This is a genomic window from Streptomyces sp. NBC_00988 (assembly GCF_045162645.1).
Classification (GTDB): domain Bacteria; phylum Actinomycetota; class Actinomycetes; order Streptomycetales; family Streptomycetaceae; genus Streptomyces.
The window spans coordinates 12031516-12046022 of the sequence record NZ_CP108730.1; the positions used below are offsets into that span (position 1 = coordinate 12031516).

General features: G+C 69.6%; 8 protein-coding genes and 1 pseudogene. 4 read left to right on the top strand and 5 right to left on the bottom strand.

The genetic code is table 11. The features are described 5' to 3' along the window. Nucleotides 1–245: 245 nt before the first annotated feature. The 4 genes and pseudogenes from OG496_RS54120 to OG496_RS54135 all read right to left on the bottom strand — a co-directional run bounded on the left by OG496_RS54120 (nt 246) and on the right by OG496_RS54135 (nt 3637). On the bottom strand, nt 246–785 hold the full coding sequence (locus tag OG496_RS54120) for an NAD(P)H-dependent oxidoreductase (protein WP_405976346.1): 540 nt from the start codon (nt 783–785) through the stop codon (nt 246–248). A gap of 90 nt (nt 786–875) precedes the next feature. After that, complete coding sequence (locus tag OG496_RS54125; protein ID WP_405976347.1) at nt 876–1856, bottom strand: aldo/keto reductase; 981 nt, start codon at nt 1854–1856, stop codon at nt 876–878. Nucleotides 1857–2233: 377 nt separating this feature from the next. Continuing rightward, nucleotides 2234–2717: pseudogene (locus tag OG496_RS54130) on the bottom strand (nitroreductase family deazaflavin-dependent oxidoreductase). Between the two features lie 74 nt (nt 2718–2791). Further along, nucleotides 2792–3637 (bottom strand): SDR family oxidoreductase, encoded by an 846-nt coding sequence (locus OG496_RS54135; protein WP_405976348.1) that lies wholly within the window; start codon nt 3635–3637, stop codon nt 2792–2794. A gap of 251 nt (nt 3638–3888) precedes the next feature. On the opposite strand from OG496_RS54135, the gene OG496_RS54140 reads away from it, so the two are divergent. Then, nucleotides 3889–4848: a helix-turn-helix domain-containing protein gene (locus OG496_RS54140; protein WP_405976349.1), complete on the top strand. Its 960-nt coding sequence runs from the start codon at nt 3889–3891 to the stop codon at nt 4846–4848. A 333-nt stretch (nt 4849–5181) separates the two neighbouring features. Here OG496_RS54140 and OG496_RS54145 read toward each other — a convergent pair whose 3' ends face one another. Continuing rightward, on the bottom strand, nt 5182–5346 hold the full coding sequence (locus OG496_RS54145; RefSeq protein WP_405976350.1) for a hypothetical protein: 165 nt from the start codon (nt 5344–5346) through the stop codon (nt 5182–5184). A gap of 428 nt (nt 5347–5774) precedes the next feature. Between OG496_RS54145 and OG496_RS54150 the strand changes: the two genes are divergently transcribed. The 3 genes from OG496_RS54150 (at nt 5775) to OG496_RS54160 (ending at nt 14499) form a co-directional block, all read left to right on the top strand. Continuing rightward, nucleotides 5775–6896, top strand: a complete 1122-nt coding sequence (locus tag OG496_RS54150) for an SDR family oxidoreductase (protein ID WP_405976351.1) — start codon at nt 5775–5777, stop codon at nt 6894–6896. Nucleotides 6897–6974: 78 nt separating this feature from the next. Further along, nucleotides 6975–8558: a PfaD family polyunsaturated fatty acid/polyketide biosynthesis protein gene (locus OG496_RS54155; protein WP_405976352.1), complete on the top strand. Its 1584-nt coding sequence runs from the start codon at nt 6975–6977 to the stop codon at nt 8556–8558. Nucleotides 8559–8595: 37 nt separating this feature from the next. Continuing rightward, on the top strand, nt 8596–14499 hold the full coding sequence (locus tag OG496_RS54160; RefSeq protein ID WP_405976353.1) for an SDR family oxidoreductase: 5904 nt from the start codon (nt 8596–8598) through the stop codon (nt 14497–14499). Nucleotides 14500–14507: the final 8 nt, after the last annotated feature.

The following is a 14507-nucleotide window of genomic DNA, read 5'->3' on the forward strand; positions in this document are numbered from 1 at the left end:
TTACGTTCGTACGACCATACGATGGTCGTGGGTCGATGGCAAGTAGTCACGTCCGGTGCTCCAGCCGGCTCCACCGAGCCGGCGGCGCTCGGCGACGAGCGGTCGCTGTTTCACGACGCGGTCGCCGCCGATACAGATCTCTGGTCGCCTGGCGCCGATACGGCGAAGAGCGACCGGAGACCGCTGGGGCACAGCACCGCTGCGTCGCGATTGGCGAGGGGCGGGCTGTCGTTGTGAGAGTGCGGTCAGGCGGCGAAGGAGGCGAGCAGTTCGTTGTACTGCTTGGCGGCGGTGGCCAGGTCCTCGTCGGAGAGGCCGAAGGCGGTGCCGTAGAGCTTGACCATCGGCTGGATGTCGAACTGGCACAGCCGCAGGGTGGCGTGCCAGTTGCTGAGGAGGGTCTCGATGGTGGCCTGGTTGGCGCCTTCGGGGGTGTAGTGGTCGGCGGGGACGCCGGTGGTGACGGCGACGACGGCCTTCTTGCCGGCCAGCCGCGAGGCGGAGCCGTCCATGGTGAAGGCCCAGCCGAGGGTGAAGACCTTGTCCTGCCACTGCTTGAAGAGCGGGGTGGTGTTGTACCAGAACACCGGGTGCTGGAAGACGATCACGTCGTGTTCGGCGAGCAGTGCCTGTTCGGCGGCGACGTCGATCTGGAAGTCGGGGTAGGCGGCGTAGAGGTCGTGCACGGTGACATGGGCCAGGTCGCTGACGGCATCCACGAGCGCCGCGTTGGCCTTCGACTGGGACAGGTCGGGGTGACCTACGACAAGGAGAACTTTGGACATGATGAGGAACCTTTTCAGTGATCAGTGAAATGGGTGAACGGATGCGGGTCGGTCAGGTGCGAAGGGTCAGCAAGTCGTCAGGGCGTCAGATCACCGGTCGATGCTGGCCATGTTGACCTCGTCGTGGCGTTCGCCCGCGGCCGGTGTGAGGTTGTTGAGGCGGTCGAGCTGTACGGCGCTGAGTTCGACGGCGTCGGCGGCGGTGTTCTCCTCGACGCGCGTAACCCGGCGGGTTCCGGGGATGGGGGCGATGTCGTCGCCGCGGGTCAGCAGCCATGCCAGCGCGGTCTGGGCCGGGGTGGCGCCGATCTCGGCGCCGATGGCCTGCACTTCGTCGACGATGCGCAGGTTGCGCTGGAAGTTCTCGCCGGTGAAACGCGGGTTGGTCTTGCGCCAGTCGTCGTCGGTGAAGTCGTCGACGGTGCGGATCTGCCCGGTCAGCAGGCCGTGGCCGAGCGGCGAGTAGGGAACGAACCCGATGCCCAACTCGCGCAGCAGCGGGAGGATTTCGGCCTCGACGTCGCGGGTCCACAACGAATATTCGGTCTGCAGCGCGGCCACCGGATGCACGGCGTGTGCCCGGCGGATCGTCTCGGGACCGGCCTCGGAGAGGCCGATGTGGCGCACCTTGCCCTCGGCGACCAGCTCGGCCAGCGCGCCGATGGTCTCCTCGACGGGGGTGTTCGGGTCGACGCGGTGCTGGTAGTAGAGGTCGATGTGGTCGGTGCCGAGCCGCAGGAGCGAGCCTTCGACCGCGGCCTTCACGTTGCCGGCGCTGCTGTCGATGACGCCGGGGCCGCTGCCGGCGTGGGAGATGAGGCCGAACTTCGTCGCCACGACGACGTCGTCGCGGCGGCCCTTGATGGCCTTGCCGACGATTTCCTCGCTGTGGAAGGGGCCGTAGATCTCGGCGGTGTCGATGTGGGTGACCCCGAGGTCCAGCGCCCGGTGGATGGTGCGGATCGACTGGGCGTCGTCGAGTCCTCCGCCCGTGGTGTAGGTGCCGGCCATGGTCATGGCTCCCAGGCCAATGCGGGAGACATCGAGCCCGCCCAGTGACACGTGCTTCATCAGGTACTCCTTGTCGTGACGGCCGTCAGGACGGTCGGTGGTCATGAGGGGGTGCGCCACCAGTTGGTGGGCCGTGCTTGGGTGGTTCGCGCGGCGCTGACGCGGGCGTCGTTGCCCGGTGGCGGCTCAGCGCCCTAGGTGCACCCGGCGGCTTCCGGCCTCGGCCGGGGCACGGTGCTCAGGAGCGGGTGTAGTCGCAGGTCAAGCTGCCGAGGACAGCGATGCCGCGGTCGTCCGTGATGTGCTTCGTCCAGGCAGCCGGGCGCGCCTGGCCGACCATGGGGGGCGAGCCGGCCGCTGTCAGGTGAGGACCGGCGCTGGTGTTGCCAGGGCCAGGCGGCGGGGGAGATCCGCGGGGTTGAACCGGCTGCGCCGAGTCAGTGCTCGTGGGCCGCCGGCTCCAGAACGAGGACGGGGATCTCGCGGTCCGTGTTCTTCTGGTACTCCGCGTAGTCGGGGAACGCCTCGACGGCTCGGGCCCACCACACGGCCTTCTCCTCCTCGGTCACCTCGCGGGCCAGCATGTCCTGGCGCGCCGGGCCGTCCTGTAGCTCGACCCGGGGGGTCGGCCACCGCGTTGTGGTACCAGACCGGGTGCTTGGGGGCTCCTGCCATGGAGGCGATGACGGCGTAGGAGCCGTCGTGCTCCACCCGCATGACCGGGGTCTTGCGGATCTTGCCGCTCTTCGCGCCCAGGGTGGTCAGGATGACGACCGGCAGGTCCCGGAGCCTCTCGTCCTCTTCTCGTGCGACCAGGGCAGTCAGCGTCGTTCCCTGCGGACCGCCGGAACTCTCGTACGGCTCCACTTGGTCACGTACAAACTGCGCCTTGCTCGGCTCGTACTCGCCTTTGAGGGGCATGGTGGCTCTCTCCGTGCTGTCGAAAACGCGCCCGGCAGCGGTCCTCCGTCCCGGCCGGGTGCGGGACATGGTGTTCAGGCGTGGGCGTCGTCGTAGGCCAGGCTGTCGCCCAATTCGCGGGATGCCTCAGCCTGGGCGAGGAGTTCCTTCGCCTTGGCCTCGGCGGCCTCGATGGCGTCCGCGCCGGCGACGAAACGTGGCAGCGGCTTGTCCTGGCCGGCGATGGTGAGCAGGGCGCGGGCGAGCTTGGCGGGGTCGCCGGGCTGCCGACCGTTCATGGTCTTCATGCCCTCGATCCTCGTGGCGGTGCGCGGGGCGTAGTCGTCGATGGACAGCTCGGGCCAGTTGGTGGAGCCGTCCACGAGGAGTTCGGTGCGGAAGTAGCCGGGCTCCACGATCGTGGTGTGGATGTTGTACGGCTCGACGTCGTAGCGCAGGGACTCCATCCAGCCCTCTTCCGCGAACTTGGAGGCGGCGTAGGCGGAGGTGAACTCCATGCCGACCAGCCCGGCGGTCGAGGTGATGGTGATGACGTGGCCGGCACGCTGCTTGCGCAGGATCGGCAGGACGGCGCGGGTGACGTTCATCGGGCCGAAGAGGTTGGTCTCGAACTGCCGGCGCATCTGCGCGGGCGAGATCTCCTCGAAGTAGCCGGTGAAGAGGTTCCCGGCGTTGTTGATCAGGACGTCGATGCGGCCGAAGCGGTCGACGGCTGCCTGCGCGGCGGCCTCGGCGTCCTCCGGGCTGGTGACGTCGAGCTTGGTGACCAGCAGGTTGTCCTGCGGCCCGCCGAGGGTCTTCTCGACCTCTTCGGGGCGGCGGCCGGTGGCGACGACCTGGTGGCCTGCGGCGAGGGACTCGCGGGCGATGTCCGTGCCCAGACCGCGTCCGGCACCGGTGACGAGAATGACCTTGCTCATGGGGGGTCCTTTCAGGCGCCGTGATCCGGCACCCGCTGTGTGCTGGGGAGGTTCGTGATGCGTGCAGCGTCGACAGCGCTGCAGAGGGGGCTGGGACTGGCGGCACAAGCGCCGTCCGTCCGGACGGTTCACACCGCCGTGGGCGGTGCACCACCAAGAGAACCGCTTGTCACGCGCGTGTGGGAGTCCCTCTTGAGGGGGTCACTGATAGGGACCCCCAGCCCGGCGGAAGCACTCGTAGAGTGAAACGCATGGCAGGCAGAAACGACCCACAAGGCACCAACCGCGACATCCGGGATGATTTCCGCGCGGAGATCCGGGAATTCCTCGGCACGCGACGGGCCAGGGTCACCCCCGAACAGGCCGGACTGCCCCTGTACGGCGGAGAGCGCCGACGGGTCACCGGGCTGCGCCGCGAGGAGGTCGCCCTCCTCGCGGGCATCTCCAGCGAGTACTACATCCGGCTGGAGCGCGGCAACGCCACCGGCGTCTCCGAGAGCGTCATCGACGGCATCGCGCAAGCACTCCAACTCGACGAGGCCGAACGCATCCACCTGCTCGACCTCCTGCGCGGCGCCGGCACGACCCGTCCGCCGCGCCGCCGCCCGGCCCAGCAGCGGGTGCGGCCCGCGGTGCAGCGCGTCCTCGACTCGATGGCCGGCACACCCGCGTTCATCCTCAGCGGACGCGGGGACATCCTGGGCGCCAACCACCTCGGGCGCGCCCTGTTCTCCCCCGTCTACGCCGACCCGGCACGGCCGCCGAACAACGCCCGGTTCGTCTTCCTCAGCCCGCACGCGACCGAGTTCTTCCGCCACTGGGACGAAGTCGCCAACGACACGGTCGCCATGCTGCGCGCCGAGGCCGGCCGCGACCTCTACGACCGGCGGCTGACGGACCTGATCGGGGAACTGTCCACCCGCAGCGAGGAATTCCGCCGCCGCTGGGCCGCCCACAACGTCCGGATGCACACCACCGGTGTGAAACTCCTCCACCACCCGGTCGTCGGCGACCTCGACCTGCCCTTCGAAACCTTCCCGCTCCCCGACGGCCCCAGCCAGTTCCTCCTCACCTACACCCCCGAGCCCCACTCACCCACCCAGGACGCCCTGAACCTGCTGGCCAGCTGGGCCGCGACCAACGACGACATCGAGCGGTCCGCGCCGGCCGACGGCTCCCAGCCCGCCGACTCGGCCGAGACACCGGACTGACCGACGAGCCACGCGAGACGATCTGCGGCAACTTTTGCGGAGCAGCGGCAGCATCCGCTACCGACATCGAGGCCAGGACAGCGCAGCCGTCTACGCGTGGCTCTGTCGGTGAGTCCACCAAGAGATACGCGGCCAGCTACGCGAGACCGCTGGGGTGACGTTGCACTCCGGCTCGCGGCACTGTGGGCAAACGGACAACTGCCAACCCCCGCCATAACTTGGGCTCCGCCACATGATCCAGCGGGATCGGCGGTGGGCGTGGCGAGCATCGGATCCGGGGCAGGGCCTTGTCCGGGTGCGCGGCGTGTACGTGCTTCACGGCGATGGTGGTGGCTATGCCTGCTGGTTCGCGATGCCTAGGTAGGCGCCCAGGTTCCGCTCGATCTCCTCGATGTCGATCTCGGCGATGAGCTTGCCGAGCTGCGGCACGCGCGCCTGGAATCCCGGCCAGTTGACGGACTCCGCGAACTCCGCCCAGGAGGCGCGCAGGTCGGCCACCGGCGGCACGGTCGACCGGTTGATCTGCGCTTTCGCGCCCAGGACGGATTCCGGGGCGGCGCGGGAGGAGTTCGCTCAGGAATTCCCAGCGGCCAAGCGGTGGACGCGGTCGGCGGTGGTGTCACGCGTGGGGTAGGCCATCAGGCGAGCGCCGCCTCAACTGCCGGGCGGATGACGGAGAGAGTGCCCAACTCGCGTATGACGTCCTGGAGTTCGCCGATGTCGCTGTGTCTGCTCCGGCGCAGGTAGCGTGACTTCTCTCGGCGTCCTTTCAGCTACCGACGGCGCTACGTGACAGACTCGGAACGAAGCACCCGCGGGCGGCCCTTGGCGCCCAGGCGGCTACCTCAGCGGGAGCCGTGTTCACCCCGCTTCATCGAAGACGACGGTCTGATCTCCGTCCCTCTGAGGCTTGGAGCTACCCGACAGTGGACGTCGCTCTCACCGGTGCCACCGGGTTCCTTGGGTTACGCCTTGTTCGTGAACTGCTCGGTCGGCACCGCTCGTTGACCGTCTTCGCGCATGCCGGATCCGACAGCGCCCTCGGGCGCATCACCCGATTCCTGGAACTGACCGACACTCCGCCCGAGTTGATCGCCGAGCTGCCCAAGAGACTCCGTGTGGTGGAGACCGATCTGGGACAGCCGCGGATGGGCCTCTCCGCCGCTGATTTCGAGCGGCTGGCCGACGAGCTGGACGTGGTCTGGCACAGTGCGGGCAACATCAACCTGGACGACGACCTCGCGCAGCTGCGCCGGGTCAACGTCGAGGGCACCCGGAACGTTCTGGAGCTGGCTGCCGCCGGCTGCCGTAGACCGATCGTCAACCACATCGGAACTGCCTTCGTGGGCGGAGCGCGACGCGAAGGGGTGGTCTACGAGGACGAGTTGGACGACTCGCACGGTTTTGAGAATGGTTACGAGCGGTCCAAGTACGAGGCCGAGGTCCTGGTGCACGAATGGTCAGCGGCGCATGGCCGTCCGGTCCTTGTACTGCGCCCGAGCATCCTGGTCACCGACCTGCCGGCGCACCCGGAGCTGCCGGAGCATCCGCTGCGGTTCATCGATCAGATCCTGCGGGCCTCACTGAGCACGGTCGGTCTCGCGGAGGCGCTCGTCCCGGAGAGGGAGCGGCCGGTGATGCGGCTGCCCGGTCGGCCTCACGGGCACCTGAACCTGATGCCGGTGGAACACGCCGCCAGGGTCATGGTGCAGTTGGCGGACGTGAAGGCCTCCGGACGGGTCGACACCTACCACGTCGTCCATGACCATGACGTGCAGACCACGACCATCACCGCGTTGATGGAGCTGCTCGTGCCCGTCAGGGTGGAACTGGTCGAGAAGAGGCTGCTCGACCCGTCCCCGCTGGAGGCCATGGCGGACCTCTACCCAGGATTCACGCCGTATCTGAGCCACCGCCGTCGTTTTGACGACACCCGTGTGCGTACGGTGCTCGGGCCGGAGTTGTCCGGGATCCGGGTGGACCTGGACTACCTGCTGGCCGGCGTGCGCTCGAAGCAGACGACGGAGTCCAGTCCCCGGTGGCCGTGACAGATCCCCGTTGCCGGCCGCCTTTCCGCAGCACATTCCGGTTCACGCAAGACACACACTTCCTGAGGGAGTTTGCCCGTGTCCGTCGTAGCCCGTCCTGGCGCGGTCGTCACATCTGCGCCCGCCTTCGCCGCTGAGGACATCGCGACCTGCGTTCGGCGGATTCGGGAACAGCTGCACATCGTCGCCGATTCCACCGGCCGCGAGCTGGGCCTGGCGGTGGGGCACCGGCCCGCGGGCGAGGTCGTGGGAACGCTGCCGCCGCTCTATCCCGAATGGCTGGGAGAACGATCCTTCTGCGAGGCCCACGGCGTCCGATTCCCTTATGTGGCGGGGGAGATGGCGAACGGCATAGCGACGACGCGGATGGTGACGGCGATGGCTCGCGCCGAGATGCTCGGGTTCTTCGGAGCGGGGGGTCTTGGCCTTCCCGAGGCCGAGCGCGCTGTCGAGGAGCTGGCCACCGAGCTGGCCGGTCGGTCGAACTGGGGGGTGAACCTGATTCACTCGCCGAGCGAGCCCGACCTGGAGTACCGCGTCGCCAGGCTGTTGCTGCGGCACCGCGTCCCCTGTATATCGGCGTCGGCTTTCATGGGACTGACCCCGGCTGTGGTGTTGTGCTCGGCTGCGGGGCTGAGCCGGGATCCGGACGGCCGGATCGTCCGGCGCACGCGGCTGTTCGCCAAAGTGTCACGGCCCGAGGTCGCCGCGAAGTTCCTCTCGCCGGCCCCTCCGGACCTGTTGCGCGCGCTGGTGGAACGAGGGGAGCTCAGTGCCGAGGAGGCCGAGCTGGCCGCGCGGGTGCCGGTGGCCGAGGACATCACCGTCGAGTCCGACAGCGGTGGGCATACCGACAACCGGCCGCTGGGGTCGTTGCTGCCGAGAATCGTTCTCCTCCGTGACGAACTGACCCGGCGTTTCGGTTACACGCGGGCGGTCAGGATCGGCGCTGCCGGTGGGCTGGGGACCCCGGCCGGGATCGCCGCTGCCTTCGCGCTCGGGGCGGCGTACGTCGTGACGGGGTCGGTGAACCAGGTCGCCGTGGAAGCCGGCATCTCCGAGGAGGCCAAGGAGATGCTGGCCGACGCGGACGTCGCCGATGTGATCATGGCGCCTGCCGCCGACATGTTCGAGCTGGGCGTCAAGCTCCAAGTACTGCGCCGCGGCACCATGTTCGCGCCGAGAGCGGCTCAACTCTACGAGGCGTACCGGGAGTATCCGTCGCTGGAGGAGCTCCCGGTACGGCTGCGCGCCAAGATCGAACGGGATGTACTACGGGCCCCGATCGACGAGGTCTGGTCACTGACCCGGCAGTTCTGGCAGCAGCGCGACCCCGCGGAGATCGCCCGCGCGGAGGCCGACCCCAAGCACCGTATGGCACTGGTGTTCCGCTGGTACCTGGGCAACTCCAGCCGCTGGGCCATCACCGGGGACACCGCCCGGCGCACCGACTACCAGATCTGGTGCGGCCCGGCGATGGGCGCGTTCAACCGGTGGACCGCGAGCAGTTTCCTGGCCGAACCCGCGAACCGCTCGGTGGTGCAGATCGCTCTCAACCTGCTCGAAGGCGCCGCTGTGACCACTCGCGCACACCAGCTCCGCACCTATGGCGTGTCCGTACCGCCGTCGGCGTTCGTGTTCACGCCGTACCGCCTCGCCTGACCGCCTCGGCCGCCAAGGAAGAGCAGGAAGAGAGACCATGTCCCACACTCGCCCCAGGCAGGTTCCCGTCGCCGTGGTCGGTATCGGCGCGCTGCTGCCCGGTTCGCCGGACGCCGGAGAGTTCTGGCGCACCGTGGTGGCGGGCAGGGACCTGATCACCGACGTCCCCGCCGGCCGCTGGCTGACAGAGGACTACTACGACCCCGATCCCACCGTGCAGGACAAGACCTACGCCCGACGCGGAGCGTTCCTGCCGGAGGTCGGGTTCGATCCGCTGGCCTTCGGCATCCCGCCGAACACGCTGCAGGCGACGGACACCGCGCAGTTGCTCGCGCTCATGGTGGCCGAGCAGGTCCTCGCCGACACCGGCGGACTGTCGGGGACGGACCGTGAACGGGTCGGGGTCATCCTGGGCGCGGCCTCGCTGGAACTGCTGCAGCACATGGGCGCGAGAACCCAGCGTCCGGTGTGGCTCAAGGCCCTGCGGGAGAACGGCATACCCGAAGCGGAGGCGCAGGCCGTCTGCGACAGCATCACCGACCACTACGCCCCCTGGACCGAGTCGACCTTCCCCGGGCTGCTCGGCAATGTCGTCGCGGGGCGGATCGCGAACAAGTTCGACCTCCACGGCACCAACCACACCACCGACGCCGCGTGCGCCAGCTCCTTCGCGGCCCTGTCCACCGCGGTCAGCGAGCTTTCACTCGGCCGATCCGACCTGGTCATCAGCGGTGGCGTCGACACGGCGAACGACATCGCCATGTTCATGTGCTTCTCCAAGACGCCCGCGCTGTCTCCCAGCGGTGACTGCCGGCCCTTCTCCGACGCCGCCGACGGCACGATGCTCGGCGAGGGCATCGCCATGTACGCGCTGAAGCGGCTCGCCGACGCGGAACGCGACGGCGACCGTATCTACGCGGTGATCCGGGGAATCGGCACCTCCTCGGACGGCAAGAGCACGGCGATCTACGCGCCGCTGCCCGAAGGACAGGCCAGGGCCCTGCGGCGCACCTACGAGGAAGCGGGCTACGACCCGGGGACCGTCGAGCTGGTGGAGGCGCACGGCACCGGAACCCACGCCGGGGACGCCGCGGAGTTCGCCGCACTGCGCGAGGTGTACGGCGAGTCCGGGCGTGAGGACCGGCAGTGGTGCGCGATCGGTTCGGTCAAATCGCAGATCGGTCACACCAAGTGCGCGGCGGGTGCGACGGGACTGCTCAAGGCCGTACTCGCCCTGCACCACAAGACACTGCCCCCGATGATCAAGGTGGACCGGCCCAATCCCGCGCTGGAGATCGGCGACAGCCCCTTCTACGTGAACACCCGGACTCGTCCCTGGGTACGCTCCGCCGGGCATCCGCGCCGGGCCTCGGTGTCCAGTTTCGGCTTCGGCGGCAGCAACTTCCACGTCACGCTGGAGGAGTACACGCCGTCGGTGTCGGGGGAGTCCGGCGGTCGTACGGCATGGCGCACGCGTACCGCCCCCACCGAGTTGGTGCTGTTCAGCGGTCCGTCGCCCGTCGCCCTGCTGGAACTGCTGGAACCGAAGGTCAGCGGCGGCCGTTCGCCGGCTGAGATCGCACGGGAGAGCCAGGAGGGATTCGGAGCGGGCGATCCCGTGCGGCTCGCCGTCGTCGCCTCCGACACCGACGACCTGTCGGCGAAGCTCGCACAGGCGGCCACGCTGATCCGGCAGCGGCCCGACAGGGCGTTCACCACTCCGACAGGCGTCCACTACGCTGCCGGTCCGGCCTCCGCCGGGAAGATCGCCTTCCTCTTCCCGGGGCAGGGAGCCCAGTACGTCGGTATGGGGGCCGATGTCACCATGCTGTCGCCGGCTGCCCAGGCGGTCTGGGACCAGTTGGGCAGCTCCGAGTTCGGTGATCGGCCGCTGCACCGCGTGGTCTTTCCGTCGCCGGCCTTCAGCGACGAGGAACGGGCCGCCCAGCAGGCGTTGCTGACCAGCGCCGAACTCGCGCAGCCCGCGCTGGCGGTGCACAGCCTCGCGCTGCTGGAGGTGGTGCGCCGCCTCGGCCTGGAGCCGGACTGCGTGGCAGGCCACAGCTTCGGGGAGCTGGTGGCCCTGCACGCCGCGGGCGTCCTGGACGCGGAGTCCTTGGTGGGCCTCGGGCACAGGCGTGGTGAGCTGATGCGCGAAGCGGCCACCACACCAGGGGCGATGCTTGCCGTCACGGCAAGCCGTGCCGAGGTCCAGGCTGTCATCGCCGGCAGCGGTCCGGATGTCTGGCTGGCCAACCACAACTCGCCGAGCCAGGTGGTGGTCTCCGGCGCGACCGCGGCGATCGAGGCCGTCGAGCGGAGGCTCACCGCCGACGGCATCAACACCCGGAGGCTGAACACCGCGACCGCTTTCCACACCCCTGTCGTCGCCTCCGCGAGCGAACCGCTGTTCGAGTTCTTGCGTGAGCTGGCGGTCGAGGAGCCCCGGATCGACGTGTACGGCAATGCCGACGCCTCGACCTACCCCTCGGCGCCCGCGGAGATCCGGCGCAGGATCGCCGATCACCTGGCCTCGCCGGTGCTGTTCAGCGACGAGATCGAGGCGATGTACGCCGCAGGGGTGCGGACGTTCGTCGAGGTGGGCGCCGGCGCCACACTGACGGGCCTCGTCGGGCAGATCCTCGGCGACCAGGAGCATCTGGCCGTGAGCCTGGACCATGCCGGACGCAACGGAATCACCACCTTGCAGGACGCCCTCGGCCGACTCGCCGTGCGCGGTGTCCAACTGGACTACGACGACCTGTGGGCGCCCTACGCGCCGTCCGGGACAGCGGCGAAGGAGAGCAAGCCCAAGATGACCGTCCAGCTCAACGGAACCAACTACGGCCAGTCGTACCCGCCCGCGGGCGGGGCTGCCGCGCTGCCCGCACCGAATCCGCCCCGGCAGCCGGCGGTGCCCAACCCGCCCACCCCCGTCGCGGAAGCTCCGGCGCCGATGACCGCCGCCGCGCCTGTGTCCGTTGCGCCTGGACCCGTCGCGTCCGTGTCGGCTGTGGCTTCGGGGCCAGTGGCCGCCGCCTTCGTGCCGTCCACTGTGGATGCCAACTGGTTCGCCATGATCGAGAGTGCGCAGCGGCACACGGCGGAAGCCCACGCCGCCGTCCACCGCATGCTGACCGACAGCCACATGGCGTTCCTGAAAATGACGGAGACGACCTTCGCCGCGATGCTGGGCGCGCAGAGCGGCGGTGGTGCGACCGCTCCCGCAGATCTCATATCGCCCGCGGATCTCATATCACCCGTGCCGGCGGTGCTGCCCACACTGCCCGAAGTGGCATTGCCTCCAGAGGCTCCGATGCCTGCCGCGGTGCCTGTTGTGCTTCCGATCCCCGCGGCCCCCGCGCCCCCTGTGCCGTCCTTCACCCCCTCGGTGGGGTTCGAGGAGTTGTTGCTGTCGGTGGTGGCGGAGCGGACGGGTTATCCGGTCGAGATGCTGAACGCGGATATGGAGCTGGAGTCGCATCTGGGGGTGGACTCGATCAAGCGGGTGGAAATCCTGTCCACTGTGCGTGAGCGGGTGGGTGATCGGCCGAGGGGTGACATGGCCGAGTTGGGGAAGCTCCGCTCGCTGCGGGAGATCATCGACGCGTTCACCGCCGGTGCCGGTGCCGGTCCTGTGCCGGCAGCCGTGGCGGCCCCGGAGATCCCTGCCGCACCCCAGGAACCCGCCGAACAGGCCGTGTTGAGCAGGCTCACCGTTCGTACGCTGAACGCTCCCGCGCCCGGCTTCGCGATGGCCGGTCTCGGTGAGGGGCCGATCGCGGTCATCCAGGACGGGTCAGGAATCGCCGAACTGGTCGTCGGCAGACTGACCGACCACGGTATCCACGCCACCGTCGTGACCGGCCCCGCCACTGACGCCCACGGGGTCGTACACCTCGGTGGCCTGGCGGAGATCGACTCGCCGGACGACGCGTTGGAGCGCCAGCGGGACGCCTTCCGGGTGGCGCGTTCGGCCGCGTCGCGGTTCGCCGCCGAGGGAGGGGTGTTCGTGACGGTGCAGGACACCGGCGGTGACTTCGGTCTCGACGGCCGGCAGGCCGACCGTGCGTGGCTCGGCGGTATCGCCGCGCTGGCCAGGACCGCGGCCGAGGAGTGGCCCGCCGCCTCCGTCAAGGCGATCGACTGCGAGCGCGGCGGACGCGGCGCCGACGCCGTCGCCGAGGCGATTGTCGGGGAGTTGCTGGGCGGCGGACCGGCGACGGAGGTCGGACTCCGTGCTGACGGAACCCGTACCACCCTGAGTTGGGTGCCGGAGCCGGTGAAGCCCGGCCGGACGGCGGACATCGGACCGAACTCGGTGATCGTGGCCACCGGTGGGGCACGCGGGGTGACGGCCGTCGCGCTGTTGGATCTTGCCAGGACCCACCGGCCCAGGATCGTGCTGCTCGGCCGCACCGAGCTGGCCGCAGAACCCGCAGGGCTGGCGACGGCCACCGACGAGGCAGCGCTCACCCGTGTTCTCGCCGAACGGTCCAGCGGCACCTCTCTCGCCGAGGTCGCGGCGGAAGCCCGCAGGATTCTGGCGACGCGTGAGGTCCGGTCGACGCTGGCCGCGCTGGAGGGCGCGGGGTCCCCGGTCCGGTACCTGCCGGTGGACGTCCGGGACAGCGGGGCGCTGTCCCTGGCGCTGGAGGAGACGCGCGGGGAGTGGGGGCCGATCACCGGGATCGTGCACGGTGCGGGGGTGCTGGCCGACAAGTTGATCGCCGAGAAGACCGACGAGCAGTTCGACCAGGTCCTGGCCACCAAGGTCGGCGGCTTGCGCGCGCTGCTCGCGGCGACCGCGGGTGATCCGCTCGAAACGGTCATCCTGTTCTCCTCGGTGGCCGCGGTCTTCGGCAACGCCGGACAGAGCGACTACGCGATGGCCAACGAGGTGCTCAACCAGGTGGCTTCGGTCGAACGTGTCCGGCGGCCCAGGTGCCTGGTGCGTTCCATCGCGTGGGGCCCGTGGCACGGAGGAATGGTCACCCCCGCGCTGGCCGAGCACTTCGGCCGGTCCGGTGTCGCTCTGATCCCCACCCGGCAAGGCGCCGCCGCCTTCACCGCAGAGCTGGGCGGTCCGGCCGAGGGCGCCAGGGTGGTCGTCGCAGCCGGTGACGGCCTAGGTTCGACGGCCGCCGTCACCGAGCCGGGAAAGGCCGAGGTGCGGATCCACTCACGCACTCACCCCTACCTCACTGATCACGCCATCGACGGAGTGCCGGTACTGCCGATCGCGATGGTCCTGGACTGGTTCGTCGGCGCCGCCACGGCATGGCGGCCGCATGCCGGCGGCGTAGTGCTGCGCGACCTCCGCGTGTTCAGCAAGGTCGTCCTGCCGCGACTGGGCTCCGAAGGCCACCGGCTTACGCTCCAGGGTCGTCGCGCGATGGTCGGCGCGCCGTCGGACCTGGAGGCCGAACTGCTCGGTGAGGACGGCAGGCCGCACTTCCGGGCGGCCCTGGGGTTCGAGGCGGACACCCCGAGCGGGGCGGACTGGGACACCCCGGAGGGGCTGGTCTCCTTGCGGCGCGGCGAGATCTACGACGGCCGGGTGCTCTTTCACGGACCGCGTTTCCAGGCCCTCCGTTCGGTTCACGGAGTCTGCGACGACGGAGCGGAGGCGACCCTGACCGGCCTGCACGGGCTCGGCTGGAGCGCCGACAACCGGCACCTGGATCCGGCCGCTGTCGACGGTGGTCTGCAACTCGCGCTGCTGTGGGCCGAAAGCGTCCTCGGTGACGCCTCACTGCCGATGGCGGTCGCGGAGTGCCGGGTGCACCGGCGCGGCCCGGTCCGGGACACCGTGCGGTGCGTGGTGCGGGCCCGGAAGGTGCACGACACCGGGGCGCGGTGCGATCTGGCGCTCATCGACCACGACGGGGCTCTCAGGGTGGAGCTGATCGGCGTGGAACTGGTGCGACGCCCCTTCTGAGCCCGATC